The following is a 15111-nucleotide window of genomic DNA, read 5'->3' on the forward strand; positions in this document are numbered from 1 at the left end:
CTAGGGGTCCTCCCGGCTGACTGCGGCGGCCTCCATCCGCTGCAGAAGCCGCAATAGTTCCGCCCGCTCCGCGGGGTCGATGTCGGTCAGGATGCGGTCCTCGTGCTGATCAAGCGCGGCGCTGGCGCGGTCGCACAACTGCCGCCCGGCCCGCGTCGGGCGCAGCGCATAGGACCGCCGGTCCTTCGGCACCCGGTGCCGCGCGATCAGCCCGGCCTGTTCCAGCGCATCGACGACGACCACGGTGTTGGAGCGTTCGACTGACAGGATCTGCGCCAGCTGGCTCTGGCGCAGATCGGTGTTGTCGCAGATCACCACCAGCGCCGAATAGGTCGAGATCCGCAGCCCGAAGCCCTCCAGCACCCGCGCCGCATCCGACTGGAACCTGTAATAGGCCCGCTTCAGGCTGTACCCGACGAGGCCGCGCAGCCGTTGATCGCCGGCCATCCCCTCAACAGGTTCCGGGGATGTCATCGCCACGGATTCGCCGGGCGCCGCCCCATCCTTCCCCGCGCGGACCATCACCGGAACTCCGGTGGCCGTTTTTCAAGAAAGGCGCGCAGTCCCTCTTCGGCATCCGCACTGGTCTGGGACAGGGCGGCGGCCAGGCTTTCGGTGAACAGGCCGTCACTGCGGGACATGTCGTTGATCCGGGCGATGGCGTGGATCATGATGTAGTTCGACAGGCTGGCATTGCGGGCGATCTTGCCCGCCAGGTCCAGGGCCAGGGGCAGCGCCTCTCCTTCGCCCACGGCGTAGTGGCACAGGCCCAGAACCAGCCCTTCTTCGGACCCGTATTTGCGCCCTGTCAGCATCATCTCGGTCATCCGGTCCGGGCCGAGGATCCGCCCCACCCGCACCGTCGCGCCGCCGCCGACGAAGATACCGCGCCGCCCCTCGGGCAGCTGGAAGATCGTCGTGGGTTCGGCGATGCGTACATGGGTCGCCGTCGCCAGTTCCAGCCCGCCGCCGATGGCCGCGCCATAGATCGCCGAGACCACGGGCAGGCCGGAATACTGGATCTTGTCCATCACCGCGTGCCAGTTGCGCGAATGGCGCAGCACGCCTTCGGCTTCGCGCGCCACATGTTCGCTCAGGTCCAGACCCGAGCAGAAATGCCCCGCCGTTCCGGTCAGAACCACCGCCTTGACCCCGTCGGGCGGGGCGGAAAAGAAGGCCTCCAGCGCCGCCAGAAGCCTGTCGTTCATCGCATTGCGCTTGTCGGGGCGATCCATGGTCAGCACCGCGACCGGACCCTCGATCTGGATCTTCAGCACCTTGTCCTGCGGGGCATCGCTCATCGGGTCATCCTTGGGTCTCATGTTCAGTCAAAGGGCAGCGGCGCACCCTGTCAGGGGCTATTTCGGTTGCAGGCGCACGGCACCGTCAAGGCGGATCACCGTGCCGTTCAGCATCGGATTTCGGATGATCTGTTCGACCAGCAGGGCATAATCTTTCGGATCGCCGAAGCGCGGTGGGAAGGGGATCGTGGCAGCAATGCTTTCCTGCGCTCCTTCGGGCAGGCCGTCGACCATGGCCGTTTCGAACAGCCCCGGCGCGATGGCCATGACCCGAATGCCGGAGCGCGCGAATTCCCGCGCCGCCGGCAGGGTCATCGCCGCAATCGCCCCCTTGGAGGCCGCATAGGCCGTCTGCCCGATCTGCCCGTCCTGATAGGCCACAGACGAGGTATTGATCACCACGCCCCGCTCCCCGTCCGGCCCAAGAGGGGCCAGCTTTTGCATCAACCGCGCCGCATGGGACAGGGTGATGAAACTGCCGGTCAAATTGACCTCAAGCGTGCGCCGGAACGAGGTGATCGACAGCTCTCCGTCCCGGTTCACCACGCGGGCGGCGGTGCCGATCCCGGCGCAATTGACCAGAATGCGGGGCGCCTCGCCCAACCAGTCGGTAAAGGCATCGAAGGCCGCGCCGACCTCGGATTCATCCGAGACATCGACCTTGCAGGCCAGCCCGCCGATGTCTTCGGCAATGCGCTGCCCGGCGGGCAGGTTGAAATCAAAGATCCCCACCCTGGCGCCAAGGGCCGCAAGATGCCGGGCCGTCGCCTCGCCCAGCCCGCTGCCCGCGCCGGTGACCACGGCGCCGATCTTGTCGAATTCCATCGCTCTGTCCTTTCTGCCGGATATGCATACCGGACAATTGATATGAGTTATAACAAAATTTTCGGCACGGCCCAACAGGTCCCCGCGCTAATAGAACAGCCGCAGCAGGCCGAGCGTTATGACCGGGAAAACCAGCATCAGCGCCACGCGAAGGATGTCGGAGGCGACAAAGTACATCACCGCCTTGTAGGTCTGGCCGATCGGCGTTTCGCGGTCCATCGAGTTGATGACGAACAGGTTCATCCCTACCGGCGGCGTGATCAGGCCCACCTCGACCACCACCAGCACGATGATGCCGAACCAGATGGCGAATTCTTCGGTGCTCATGCCGAAATCGAGGATCGACACGATGGGGAAGAAGATCGGGATGGTCAGCAGGATCATCGACAGGGAATCCATCAGGCAGCCCAGCACGAGGTAGAGCAACAGGATAATCACCAGCACGGTCCAGGCGCTGAAGCCCTGCGCGACGACCCAGTTGGAAAGCTCCTGAGGGACCTGCGTCAGCGCGAGGAAGCCATTGTAGAACCCGGCGCCCAGCACGATGAAGAAGATCATCGCGGTGGATTTCGCCGTGGCATAAAAGCATTCGAACCAGGCCCGGCCGCGCAAACCGCCATTGATCAGCGCGATGATCCCGGTGCCGAAGGCCCCGACCGCCGCGCCTTCGGTCGGCGTGAAGATCCCGGCGTAGATCCCGCCCACGACGGCCGTGAAGACCAGCAGCACGGGCCAGACATCGACCAGCGCCCGCAGGCGTTCGGGCCAGGGCACCGGCTGTCGTACCCCCGCGGCGTCCGGGTGCAGCCGCACGTAGATCGAGATCGTCAGGATATACCCGATGGCTGCAAGGATCCCCGGAACAAAGGCCGCCAGGAACAGCTTGGCGATATTCTGTTCGGTCAGGATCGCGTAGATCACCAGGATCACCGAAGGCGGGATCAGGATGCCGAGCGTACCACCCGCGGCCAGCGTCGCGGTGGAAAACCCGCCCGAATAGCCATAGCGGCGCAGTTCCGGCAGGGCGACCTGACTCATCGTGGCAGCAGTGGCCAGCGAACTGCCACAGATCGCCCCGAAGCCCGCGCAGGCCCCCACGGCGGCCATGGCGACGCCGCCCTTCAGATGGCCAAGAAAGCTTTCGGCGGCCTTGAACAGCGCCTGGCTCATCCCGCCCAGGGTGGCGAACTGCCCCATCAGCAGGAACAGCGGCACAATGGACAGGGAATAGCTGGAAAAGGTCGAAAAGGTCTCGGATTTCAGCTTGGCCAGCGCGACGACAGTGCCCCCGGTGACCCAGCTGAGCCCGACGAAACCGACGACGAACATCGCCAGGCCGATGGGCATCCGCAGGAAGATCAGCAGCAAAAGCAGCGGGAAGGACAGCAATCCGATCAGAAAATCGCTCAATGATCCGCCCCTCCGTCGACCGGCGGCAGGACGCAGCCGGACAGCAGTTCGACCCAGCGGGCCAGAGCGACATAGACCGTCACCACCGCCGCCACGACCGCCGCCCCAAAGGAGGCCGCATAGGCCCACCAGACCGGGAACTGCAGCAGAAAGGTGGTCTCATTGTATTGCATCTTGCCGAGCATCCCGACGTAGAGCCGCCAGGCAATGACCACCATCACCAGGGCAAAGACCGCCTCCCAGAAGGCGACAAGGAACCGGTTGATGCCCCGCGGCAGGGTGGCGGTGAAGATATCCACCGTGGCATGGGCCCCGCTGATCTGCGTCAGCGGCAGAAAGGCAAAGATGGTGAAGGCAATGCCCGCCTCGACCAATTCGAAATCCCCGGTGATCGGTCCGATGCCCATGGTCAGCAGGCCTTGCGACAGGCCGGGAAACGCTCCCTGCGCCATGTCGGAATGCAGCAGCCCGTTCAGCGCCCGGCCCGTGACCGATGCTACAGTCAGCAGGATCAGCAGCGACAGGACCAGCCCGCCAAGCACGGCCATGAACCGCGACAGCGAAAGAAAGAAAGCGTGAATGCGCATGTGCCCCCCGTGATCGGCGCGCAAGATTGCCCCGCGCGCCGACGGCCTTGTCGTTCAGAGATGTCCCGGGATCACTCGCCGGAATAGGCGTCGATCAGGCTGCGGGCCTCGTCGACCATGGCCTGACCATCCAGCCCCTTGCCATCCATCTCTTCGATCCAGGAGGCTTCGACAGCGAAGCCCGCCTCCTTCCAGGGGGCGATCTGCTCCGGCGTCAGCTCGATGATGGTATTGCCCGCATCGACCGCGACCTGACGGCCGACTTCGTCGCCTTCGGCCATGACCGCACCCAGGGTAGCGGACAGGTCCGCACCCGAATTGTTGTCGATCACCGCCTTCAGATCCTCGGGCAGCCCATCATAGACCCCCTGGTTCATCGCCAGCATCAGGGTCGCGACATAGAGCGTCTCACCGGGGAATTCCGTGTGGTTTTCAACCAGCTCCGAGATCTTCAGCGAGGTCGTGACCTCCCAGGGCAGGACCGTGGCGTCGATCACGCCCTTCGAAAGGGCCTCGGGCACGGCAGGCACGGGCATGCCGATCGGCGTCGCCCCCACTTCCGAGAAATACTGGTTGGTCACCCGGCTCGGCGCGCGCAGCTTGACCCCGTTCAGATCTTCGATCGAGGCGATCGGATCCTTGGAATGGATCATGCCGGGGCCATGCACCCAGAGCGCCAGCATCTTCATGCCCTGAAATTCAGTGTCCATGACGTTGGCCTCGGCGAAATCCCAAAACGCCTTGGAAGTCGCTTCCGGGCCGCTGGCGATGAAGGGCAGTTCGAAGACCTCGGTCGACGGGAACCGCCCCGGCGTATAGCCCGGCAGGGTCCAGACGATGTCTGCCACCCCGTCGATCACCTGATCTGCCAGTTGCGGCGGCGTGCCGCCCAACTGCATCGCGGGGAAATGCTGGATCTTGATCCGGCCATCGCTTTCCGCCTCGATCTTGTCCGACCAGACCTTCAGACCCTGCTTGGGCACGATGGCCTGTTGGGGCAGAAAATAGTGCATCCGTAGCGTGACGTCCTGAGCCATCCCCGCCACGGCGGACCCGGCAAGGATGGCGCAGGCGGCAAACCCGCGCAAAGCGGTCGTGAATAAAGTCATGTCGTTCCTCCCGATATGCGGGCCTGACATGACGTCTCACTTCCTGCCTGGCAGCGCGCGCTGGGGGTGCCCCGCCAGTGCCGCATCTCGGACAGGCCCCCTGACGTCACCGGGCACCGCGTGCCGGTAGGATGCACTGCAGGAACCATGCCTGTCAAATATTGTTATGTGGTATAGCGAAATGCATCGCGCCCGCCTTTGTCGGCGAGATGACAGCGGCCTTTCGGTCTCGTCGCGGCCCAGACGTGCCCCGAATCCCGCTACTGCCCGATCAGGGCAACCGGCGCATCGTCGTCCTTCTGGAAATCCAGAGGAGCCGAATGGCGCATCGCGGTCGCGCGCTTGAATTCATAGTGCATCTCGCCATCTTCCGCCTCGGCGGCGATGATCAGACAACTGGCAATCGGGCTCGAACCTTCAAACAGATCCACCAGCCCACGCAACGGCGGCACGACCGAAGCATCCACTGCAAAACCACCCTGCCAACGGCGCAGAACCGCAAAACTTCGGCCATCCGCCTCGACCCGCAGCCGGGATTTCCTCGCCATGTCCTGCTTGCGGGCCGCGTGCAGCCCATCGGTAACATCCTTCGGCAGATAAGTGGTCATGGCAGCCTCGATCAACTTGCGCAGCGGGTCCCGGATCTTTGCGCCGACTCCCCTTTCCGGCAGGTTAACCTGCGCACAGGCCCAAACGGAAGGGACAGTTTTGCGTCACTTTCTTGACAGAATAGCCCCATTTCCATGTCGGGCGGGCCCCACCCCCACAGATCTTCCCACCCGATCTAAACCCGCACGGCCTTCCCGGCCAGGGGGCGCAACACATGCGGCACCTCCGGATCATAAAGCGCCGAATCACGAAAATCCGACACCTCCCCCAACACCGGCCCTACAAGGATCAAGGCCGTGCGGGTGATCTTCTCGGTGCGGACCTTGGCATGAATATCCGCCAATGTGCCGCGAATGAACGCCTGATCCGGCCAGCCGACCCGATAGGCCACCACCACCGGACAATCGGCCCCGTACCAAGGCGTCAGCTGGCGCTCGATCTCACGCAGATTCCGCACCCCAAGATGGATCGCAAGGGTCGCGCGGCTGCGCGCAAAGGCCTCCAGCGTCTCATGTTCCGGCATCGAAGTGCTCTTCATGCTGACCCGCGTCAGCACGATGCTCTGGGCAATCTCGGGCACAGTCAGCTCCTGCCCCAACGCGGCAGCAGCGGCGGCATAGGCCGGCACGCCCGGAATGATCTCGTAGCTGATCCCATCGGCGCGCAGCCGCCGGATCTGCTCGGCGATGGCCCCATACAGCGATGGATCCCCCGAATGCACCCGCGCCACATCCTCGCCCCGCCCCCGCGCCGCCAGGATCTCGGCATGGGTCTCTTCCAGCGTCATGGGCGCGGTATCACGCACCAACGCGCCCGCCGGTGCCCCCGCCACGACCTCCGCCGGCACCAGACTACCGGCATATAGACAGACCGGGCAGGCACCGATCAGCCGTTGCGCCTTCAGGGTCAGCAATTCCGGATCCCCCGGCCCCGCCCCGATGAAATAGACCTTCATGTGATCCCTCTCCGCAGGCTCTGCCCTGCCGTTTCCCTGTTCCAAATATCCCGGGGGGCCGCGCGTCCGCGCGGTGGGGGCAGCGCCCCCTACCCGATCTCAGACAGATCCCCGTCGATCCGCCGTGCATAGCCCCGCGGCGTGAACATGCGCGGCCCTTCCCCAAGGCGCGCCAGCCGTGAATTGGACGAGCCCACCAGCACTACGGTCAGCATGTCGACCTCATCGACCTGCAGGTCCTCCAGCCGCCGGTACAGGATCTTCTCCTCCGCCCGGCCAAGATTGCAGGCCAGCATCACCGGCGTATCGGCGGGACGGTGCCGCAACAGCACATCCCGCGCTTCGGCCAGCAGGGTGCGACGGGTCCGCGACACCGGATTATAGAAGGCGATGACGAAATCCCCTTCGGCGGCCGCGCGCAGGCGGCGCCTTATATCCTCGCGCGGGGTCAGCAGATCGCTCAGGGAAATGGCGCAGAAATCATGCCCCAGCGGCGCACCGGCCCGCGCCGCCGCTCCCTGAAGGGCCGAAATCCCCGGCACGCAGATCACTTCGGCCCGGCGGGCCGCAGCGCTGACGCCCTTCTCCTCCGCCCCCCGGTCGAGCAATTCGAACACCAGCGCCCCCATGGCATAGATCCCCGCATCCCCGGAACAGACCAGCGCCACGTCATACCCCTCGCCCGCGCGTTCCAGCGCGTAGCGACAACGGGCCTCTTCACCGCCCAGCGGGAAATCACTGCGGATCTTGCCCGCCGCCAGGGGGCCAAGCAGGTCGATATACAGTCCGTACCCTACAAGCTCCTCGGCCTCGGAAATCAAACGAGAGGCCTCTGGCGCCCGCCAGCTGGCCTGTCCCGGGCCGATCCCGACGACTGAAAGCCGACCGCGTGCACGCCCGCGCAGTTCCGTAATCGGCGCCGGACACCGCGCCAGCGCCGCCGTGGCATGAGCCGTCTTGCGCTTGGGCACCACGAGGTCGCCCGTGTTGCCCGCCCCGGCCAGGGCCGCCCCTTCGGCGACTCCGTGACACCCTGTCTCGGCAAAGACCACTTCCGAGGGGGTGGCCAGCCGCCCCGCCTCGGCTTCAAGCGCCTCGGCCGCAAAAACCCGCAGCGGCAGATCCAGATGCGCGGCCAGAGCGTTCATCGCCCGTTCGTCGGCCTTGAGGTCAATCGTGTATAGCGCCCGGAGCGCACCCGCCGCGATCCCGGCCTGCCCCAGAGCCTCTTCCACGAGGCCTGCCAATTCCTCCTCCGGGCAATCGCGGGACGCCCCGAGGCCCAGTGTGAAACAGCGCGGATGGAAGGTCAGCACCCCTGGTTCGGGCGGCCCCACCGTGGCGGCGATACGCACCGGCGCGCCGGTCCCCTGGCGGGGCAATGCGGCGAGCCAGCCAGCCTCGGCCAGCGCCTCGCCTTCCAACTGCGCCGGCGCGCCGGCGAGCAGGCGCGCCATGGCCTCCTGCGCCAAATCCGGCGTGCCCAGAACCCAGCCTTCGGGGGGGGCATCCAGGGCAAGCCCCAGCGTGACCTCTCCGGCGGTGGTCAGCGCGGCGACACCGCCCAGAAGGTCCGACAGGTCCCGCGACAACCGGTTCGCCCCGCGATGCCCGCCCAACAGCGGCACCACCACGGCGCCATCGTCACTGACAGAGATCACCGGCGGCTCGGCCCGCTTGTCGGCCAGCAGCGGCGCGACGGCCCGAACCAGGATTCCGCTGGCGCAGACCCCGATCACAGGACGCCCGGCCGCGAACATGTCACGCACGAACTCCAGCGCATTGCCAAAGGTCTGGTCCGCCCCGGCAACCCGCCCCTCGCGCCCGAACATCGGCACCCCAAGGTGATCGGCCAGCCGTCGGGCCACGGCCGCGCCGGCCCCGGAAACACACAGGACAACGGGTGTCACAGCCATGGGTCTTCTCCCTTCGTGATGAGGATGAGCGAGAAATAGGGCGCCTCGCCCGGCGCATCGGCCAGGGGCAGGATGACCTCTCCCGGCAGGGTGGCGCGTTCGATGTAAAGCGCCTGTTTCATCAGGCCCATGCCCCCCAGAAGGGCACGGATGCGGCGCAGATGGCGGCCGACCTTCAGGATCACGATGGTATCCGCCCCCTCGCGCAACCTGGCACGCAGCGCGTCGTCCGGCAGTGGGCCCGGCAGGACCTCGAGCCGCTGGTTGCGCGCCACCAGGGCCCGCCCGGCCCGCGCCGCCGCCGCCGAGACGGAGGTCACGCCGGGCACGATCTGAACCGTGAAACGCGCCGCCAGTCGGGCCTGCAGATACATGAAGGAGCCATAGAACAGCGGGTCGCCCTCACACAGACAGACGACATCGCGCCCGTTTTCCAGCGCTTCCGCGATGCGGTCCGCGCCGCTGTCATAGGCCGCCTGCGCCGGGGCGCGGGCGGGGGTCATCGGGACCTCCATGACGATTTCCTCGACACCTTCGGGGATCAGGCCAGCGGCAATGGCACGCGCCATGCTCGGCTCCCCGGGTCGGGCAGGATAGGCCAGCACCTGTGCCGCTCTGATCAGTTCGGCAGCGCGCAGGGTGATCAGGCCTGGATCGCCGGGGCCAAGCCCGACGCCGTACAGCGTGCCGTTGCTCATGATTTCGTCAGGCTCCATTGGGTGACCGGCATGGCGGGACGCCAGCCGCTGCGGTTGCCGATGGGCACCGCGCGTTCGACCGAAATCCGCACGAGGTCCCCGCCATGCCGGGCCTGCAAGCCAGTCAGCAGCGCCTCGCTTTGCAGGGTCACCGCATTGGCAACCAACCGCCCGCCGGGCAGCAACGCGCCCCAGGCGACGGCAAAGGTCTCCTCGGAAAGACCCCCACCGATGAAGACCGCATCGGGGGCCTCCAGCCCTTGCAACGCCTCGGGGGCCTGTCCCGCCACCAGGTGCAGCCCGGGCGTGCCCAGCGACAGGGCGTTCTGCGCCGCCAGCGCGCGGCGGTCGGCGCGGGCTTCGATCCCGATGGCGCAGCTCCGGGGGGCCGCACGCATCCACTCCACGGCGACCGAGCCCGACCCGCAGCCGATGTCCCACAGCAGCGCCCCCGGCATGGGCATCAGCCGCGCCAGGGTCAGGGCGCGGACCTCGCGCTTGGTCATGGTGCCGTCGTGGGCGAAGGCTGCATCCGGCAGCCCCGGCACCCGCGTCAATACCAGCGCCTCCGGCCCCGCGACACAATCCACGGCAAGGGTGTTGAAAGGCGGCACCGCAGCCTGCCAGCTTTCCGCCAGCCCGTCGCACCGCGCCTCTGACGCGCTGCCCATGTCCGACAGCACCGTCATCCGCGACGCGCCATAGCCACGCTGATTGAGCAGAGCGGCGATTTCACCCGGCGTGTCGCTTCCCGTGGTCAGGATCAGCAGCCGCGCACCGGGGGCGAAAAAGGGGACCAGCTGTTCGACGGGGCGTCCATGGGCGGTCAGCGTCTCGGTATCCGCCAGGGACCAGCCCATCCGGGCCGCAGCCAGTTGAAAGGCCGAGAGCTGAGGGTGGAAACAGATGCCATCGGGGATCGCCCGTGCGATCCGCGCGCCGACCGAAAACCACAGCGGATCGCCGGTTGCCAGCACCACCACGCGCTGCCCTTCCAGCGCCTGCAACTGTGCGATCAGCGCATCAAAGGGACTGGGCCAGGCCAGCCGGCGCGCCGCGATCCCTTCGGTCAGCGCATGGTGACGCGCGCCGCCAAGGATGACCTCGGCGTTTTCGACCAGCGCCCGCACCGCTGGGGCAAGCGAGGCAAGACCTGCCGCCCCGATGCCGACCACGTGCAGCCAGGGTTCATCCATCTGTCAGCCCCGAGGCCAGCGCATTCACCGCCGCCGAGGCCATTGCAGAGCCCCCCCGCCGCCCACGCAGGGTGACGAAATCACAGCCCCGGGAATTCGCCGCCAGCTCTGCCTTGCTTTCCGCCGCGCCGACGAAGCCGACCGGAAAGCCGAGGATCAGCGCCGGTTTCGCCGCCCCCCCGTCCAGTGCCTCCAGCAGGTGGAACAGCGCTGTCGGAGCATTGCCGATGGCCACCACCGCGCCCTCCAGCCGGTCGCGCCAAAGCTCTACCGCCGCGGCAGAGCGCGTGGTGCCAAGACGGTCCGCGAAGTCCGGTGTGCGGGGATCGTTCAGCGTCACCAGCACGTCATTGCCGGGCAGAAAGCGCCGTATGATCCCGGCCCCGACCATCTCGCAATCACAGATCACCGGCGCCCCGGCGGCCAGCGCCGCGCGCCCCGCCGTATAGGCAGAAGGGGTAAAGGCCAGCCGGTCGGCGACCTCGATCATGCCGCAGGCATGGATCACCCGCTCGGCCAGCCGGTCGAGCCCCTCGGGGAACCGGTCCAGACGGGCTTCGCGCCGCACGGTCGCAAAGCTTTGCGCATAGATCGCGGCGGGGTCTTTCAGATAAGGGCGCATCGGGGCGGTCGTTTTCGTTCGGGGCTTCGGCGCCTTCATGGGAAGCGGTACGGCGGCCAGCAACGCGGCTTCGTGACCCAGCCCCAGAATCCAGGCTTCTTCCCGTGCAACCCGGTCCTGTTCCTCGGGGCCAAGCTCCGGGCTGCCGGCAAACAGCGGGGCGAGCGACCCGGCGGCATCCAGCGCGGCAAAGGCCGCTGCCGAAACCCGGACCTGCGCGCTGTCCAGCACTTCGTCCTCGGCCTGCGCCGCCTGGGCCTGGCGTTGCAACAAGGAGGGGTAGATCTCGGCCAGGACCACGGGGGCGTCGCCCCTGGCAAGACCGGTATCGAAGGGCCAGATGGCCAGATCACCCGCCAGCGCGGGATCATTGCGCAGGGCGTGCAAGGCGGGCAGACCCAGGATCACCTGGCTGCCGACAGAGCCCGCGTAGGCCAGTTGCCAGACCGTCTTGGCGCCCTTCGCCTGACTGTCGGCGATGCGCCTTTCCGGCGGGTGATCGGTGCCATGACGGGCCTTGGCCGTCACCGGTATCTGCGGGAAGTCCCACTCCGACGAGCGTCCCCAGCAGGGACCGACCCCGTCGTATAACGCGTTGATCCGCGAGGCGACCTCGTAACGGTTGGAGCTGTTGTCTGCCCCGTCCTCGACCGCTTCGGCGAACCAGCGGATCAGCGCAAGGCCGCTTGGCGTGCCGCAGATCCGTTCGGCAACGCCTGACGGGTAGCCAAAGGGGAAATCGAAACCGACCAACACCCGCCGACCGGCCGCCCGCTCTCGCAGCAATAGCGCCTTCAGCGCCTTGATGGCGTCCGCCCGGGTGCGGTGATATTCAGGCGTCTCCGCTGCACCATCCCGCACGACAGCGAACCAGATGGCATCCTTGGACGGCTTGGCCGGGCTCGGCGCCGAGCGTGCGGACCAGTCCACCGCGACATGGGTGTCAAAAAGGCGGGTCATTTCCGGCGCGCGCTTTCCGGGCCGTGCGGGTGCTTTGCATGGGGGTATTCCGGGTGATCATGGTCGTGGTCATGACTGTGCCCGTGGTGCCCATGCCCATGCCCATGATCGTGATCGTGATCGTGATCGTGATGATGCGGATCACCTTCCAGACGACATTCCCCGGTGCAGAAGCTGTCGCACAACCGGCAATCGGCCACGTTGGACCCCGGCGCCGAGGCACCCTGACCTTCGACGTGGTGGTGGTGGCTTTCCTGCGGCGCGCCGACCTCGGCCTCGAACCCCAGGACCTGGGTGCGATACTTGCAGATGGCGCAATTGGGCGGCGGGATCTCTCCGACCTGTTCGGTGACGCGTTCGGCAAAGGTCGCCAGCACCTGCGGGTGATCGCCGAGGTAGCCGGCCTTGACGAAGCTGATGTCGGGGTGGGCGGCGGCGACCTGATCGGTGAAGCCGTAGATCCGGTCGATCAGGATGCCGGTGAACAGGAAATAGGGAAAGACCAGGATCCGCTTGTAGCCCAGCCGCGCGGCATGGGTCAGGCAGGGTTCGACCAACGGGAAGGTGACGCCGGAATAGCCGACCTCCATCCAGCCGAAGCCGAGGCCCTCTTGCAGCATCCGGGCGACCTTGGCGACATTGCCATTGGCATCCGGGTCCGAGGCCCCGCGTCCGATCACCACAAGGCAGGTTTCCTCGTAGGGCACCGCGCCGTCCTGATCCGCCTGGACCATCGCAGTGCGGATGCGGTCGGCGGCGGCGGCGATCATCTTGGGGTCGACGCCAAGCTCGCGGCCATAGGTGATCTCGACCCCATGTTGCGCCGCATAGGTGTTCAGTACGGTGGGGATGTCATTCTTGGCATGCATCGCCGCAAACAGCATCCCCGGCACGGCCAGAATCCGGTCGCAGCCCTGATCCCGCAGCCGGTCCAGCCCGTCGCGGATCACCGGGTTGGCAAACTCCAGATAGCCGTAGTCGACCGCCCACTCGGGCGGCAGCAGCGCCGGCAGCTTTTGCGCCAGCACCGCGAATTCATCCACCGCCGCCTGACTGCGAGAGCCATGGCCGCAGATCATCACGCCTGTTTTTCCCGGCACATTCCCCAGGGTCGACCACTTTGGCGCCGCGTCCCTGCCTGCGGCAGGAGCCGTTTCACCGGCCATCCCGGCCCCGCCCTTCGGCGTATCTGTCATCGGATCAGGCCCCGGCCAGCTCTTCTGCAAGCTCCTCGGGAAGGTCGTCTTCGCTGGCCTCGCTTTCGGCGGCCTCTTGTTCGGGCGCTTCTTCCTTGCGGCGGCCCTTCAGGGCCTTCAGCGCGGCAATGGCAATGGCGGCGGCGATGGCGGCCGCACCCAGCCAGTGGCTGTGACCCGCAACATCGACAAGATGCCCCGGATGGGCAGCCGCCGGCAGCGGCAACACCGCAAGGCCGAGCATCGGAAAATAGCGAGAATGGCGAAGATCGGGCATGATCCGGGTCCTTTCCTGTCAGTCTGACCCGCCACGCGCGAAAAGCATCAAACCGCCTCGGGCGGGCGGCTTTTCTGACGATGCACCCTCGGGCCCCCGACATGGGTCGGCCCCTGGTGCACTTCTTTCCGGCCCCGTGACGGGCTCGTCTGCCTCTTTACTAGCGAAGCCGATACCACCATGCAATCCGCCCCTCCGCCGCGCGGCGGTTCCCGGCCCGATCCGACCGCGCGATCGGGCGTGACTGCCTGCGCGCTGCGCATCCGTCCCGTCGCAGGCCACGAGGGGCTGTGCACCCACGCACCCAACCTGCGCGATGAATGGGATTGGACTGCATCGACGCAGGGACTAGGTTCCGGATTAACAGATGACCCTTGCCCGGACTTCAGGCACTGTCCGGCAATAGGGGCCTTCGCAACCGCTTCACCCCGAAAGGACAGGACATGGGACTGCTCGTAGACGGCACATGGACCGACCGCTGGTACGACACGAAAAGCTCGGGCGGGGCCTTCGTCCGCCAGACCTCGCAATTCCGCAACTGGGTCACGGCCGATGGCAGCGCCGGCCCCTCGGGCGATCCCGGCTTCAAGGCCGAGGCGGGGCGCTATCACCTCTATGTCTCCTACGCCTGCCCCTGGGCCCACCGGGCGCTGATATTCCGCAGCCTCAAGGGGCTTGAGGGGCTGATCGGGGTTTCGGTCGTCCACCCCGAGATGCTGGGCGAGGGCTGGACCTTTGACAGCGATTTCGACGGCGCAACCGGCGACACGCTGCTCGGCCATGCCTTTATGCGCGATGTCTATCTGGCCGCCGATCCGGGTGCCACGACCCGCGTGACGGTGCCGGTTCTCTGGGACAGGCAGGCCGGCACCATCGTTTCCAACGAAAGCGCCGAGATCATCCGGATGTTCAACTCTGCCTTTGACGGGCTGACCGGAAACAGCCTTGATTTCTGGCCCGAAGCCCAGCGCGCCGAGATCGAAACGCTGAACGAGCGGATCTACGACACGATCAACAATGGCGTCTACAAGGCCGGCTTTGCCACCACGCAAAAGGCCTATGACGCCGCCGTGCGGCCGCTGTTCGACAGCCTCGACTGGGTTGAGGGGATCCTGACCGAAAACCGCTACCTGACCGGGGACCAGATCACCGAGGCCGACTGGCGGCTGTTCACCACGCTGATCCGTTTCGACAAGGTCTATCACACGCATTTCAAATGCAACCTGAGGCGGATCGTGGATTACCCGAACCTCCAAGGCTACCTGCGCGAGCTATATCAATGGCCGGGCGTCGCCGGGACGGTCAATTTCGACCATATCTGCCGCCATTATTACTATAGCCACGACACGATCAATCCGCATCGGATCGTGCCGATCACCCCGGATCTGGACCTTGCCGCGCCGCATGGGCGCGATCGCCTGTCCGACAACCGGGGCTAACGTCGGCCCGA

At 66.4% G+C, this 15111-nt stretch carries 15 protein-coding genes; 1 reads left to right on the forward strand and 14 read right to left on the reverse strand.

What is annotated here, in order from left to right; genetic code table 11:
* From PSAL_RS11330 to PSAL_RS11395, 14 genes are all read right to left on the reverse strand, one after another.
* On the reverse strand, window positions 1–522 hold the full coding sequence (locus PSAL_RS11330) for a MarR family winged helix-turn-helix transcriptional regulator (protein WP_119837633.1): 522 nt from the start codon (window positions 520–522) through the stop codon (window positions 1–3).
* A complete protein-coding gene (locus tag PSAL_RS11335; RefSeq protein WP_119837632.1) occupies window positions 522–1301 on the reverse strand; it encodes a crotonase/enoyl-CoA hydratase family protein in 780 nt (259 codons plus the stop codon). The genes PSAL_RS11330 and PSAL_RS11335 overlap by 1 nt, the downstream gene beginning before the upstream one ends.
* Window positions 1302–1358: 57 nt before the next feature.
* On the reverse strand, window positions 1359–2126 hold the full coding sequence (locus tag PSAL_RS11340) for an SDR family NAD(P)-dependent oxidoreductase (RefSeq protein ID WP_119837631.1): 768 nt from the start codon (window positions 2124–2126) through the stop codon (window positions 1359–1361).
* Window positions 2127–2213: 87 nt separating this feature from the next.
* A complete protein-coding gene (locus PSAL_RS11345) occupies window positions 2214–3536 on the reverse strand; it encodes a TRAP transporter large permease (RefSeq protein ID WP_119837630.1) in 1323 nt (440 codons plus the stop codon).
* Window positions 3533–4123, reverse strand: a complete 591-nt coding sequence (locus tag PSAL_RS11350) for a TRAP transporter small permease (RefSeq protein ID WP_119837629.1) — start codon at window positions 4121–4123, stop codon at window positions 3533–3535. Before PSAL_RS11350 ends, PSAL_RS11345 begins: the two co-directional genes overlap by 4 nt.
* 71 nt (window positions 4124–4194) lie before the next feature.
* Window positions 4195–5232, reverse strand: a complete 1038-nt coding sequence (locus PSAL_RS11355; protein ID WP_119837628.1) for a TRAP transporter substrate-binding protein — start codon at window positions 5230–5232, stop codon at window positions 4195–4197.
* Window positions 5233–5492: 260 nt separating this feature from the next.
* Window positions 5493–5840 carry a hypothetical protein gene (locus PSAL_RS11360; RefSeq protein ID WP_119837816.1) on the reverse strand — a complete coding sequence of 116 codons (348 nt, stop codon included), beginning with the start codon at window positions 5838–5840 and terminating at the stop codon, window positions 5493–5495.
* 176 nt (window positions 5841–6016) lie between these two features.
* Complete coding sequence (gene cobM / locus PSAL_RS11365; protein WP_119837627.1) at window positions 6017–6796, reverse strand: precorrin-4 C(11)-methyltransferase; 780 nt, start codon at window positions 6794–6796, stop codon at window positions 6017–6019.
* 89 nt (window positions 6797–6885) lie between these two features.
* The gene (gene cobJ, locus PSAL_RS11370) at window positions 6886–8712 is read right to left on the reverse strand and encodes a precorrin-3B C(17)-methyltransferase (protein ID WP_119837626.1); all 1827 of its coding nucleotides are present in this window, start codon (window positions 8710–8712) and stop codon (window positions 6886–6888) included.
* Complete coding sequence (gene cobI / locus PSAL_RS11375) at window positions 8703–9410, reverse strand: precorrin-2 C(20)-methyltransferase (protein ID WP_119837625.1); 708 nt, start codon at window positions 9408–9410, stop codon at window positions 8703–8705. The genes cobJ and cobI overlap by 10 nt, the downstream gene beginning before the upstream one ends.
* A complete protein-coding gene (cbiE, locus tag PSAL_RS11380; RefSeq protein ID WP_119837624.1) occupies window positions 9407–10606 on the reverse strand; it encodes a precorrin-6y C5,15-methyltransferase (decarboxylating) subunit CbiE in 1200 nt (399 codons plus the stop codon). The genes cobI and cbiE overlap by 4 nt, the downstream gene beginning before the upstream one ends.
* The gene (locus PSAL_RS11385; RefSeq protein WP_119837815.1) at window positions 10599–11228 is read right to left on the reverse strand and encodes a precorrin-8X methylmutase; all 630 of its coding nucleotides are present in this window, start codon (window positions 11226–11228) and stop codon (window positions 10599–10601) included. The genes cbiE and PSAL_RS11385 overlap by 8 nt, the downstream gene beginning before the upstream one ends.
* Window positions 11229–12184: 956 nt before the next feature.
* Window positions 12185–13267 (reverse strand): sirohydrochlorin chelatase, encoded by a 1083-nt coding sequence (locus PSAL_RS11390; RefSeq protein WP_231388686.1) that lies wholly within the window; start codon window positions 13265–13267, stop codon window positions 12185–12187.
* 121 nt (window positions 13268–13388) lie between these two features.
* The gene (locus tag PSAL_RS11395; RefSeq protein WP_331274406.1) at window positions 13389–13661 is read right to left on the reverse strand and encodes a DUF6732 family protein; all 273 of its coding nucleotides are present in this window, start codon (window positions 13659–13661) and stop codon (window positions 13389–13391) included.
* Window positions 13662–14104: 443 nt separating this feature from the next.
* Here PSAL_RS11395 and PSAL_RS11400 point away from each other — a divergent pair, with 443 nt between their 5' ends.
* Complete coding sequence (locus PSAL_RS11400) at window positions 14105–15100, forward strand: glutathione S-transferase family protein (RefSeq protein WP_119837623.1); 996 nt, start codon at window positions 14105–14107, stop codon at window positions 15098–15100.
* Window positions 15101–15111: the final 11 nt, after the last annotated feature.

Origin of the sequence: Pseudooceanicola algae, assembly GCF_003590145.2 — a bacterium.
In the GTDB taxonomy this organism is placed as follows: domain Bacteria; phylum Pseudomonadota; class Alphaproteobacteria; order Rhodobacterales; family Rhodobacteraceae; genus Pseudooceanicola; species Pseudooceanicola algae.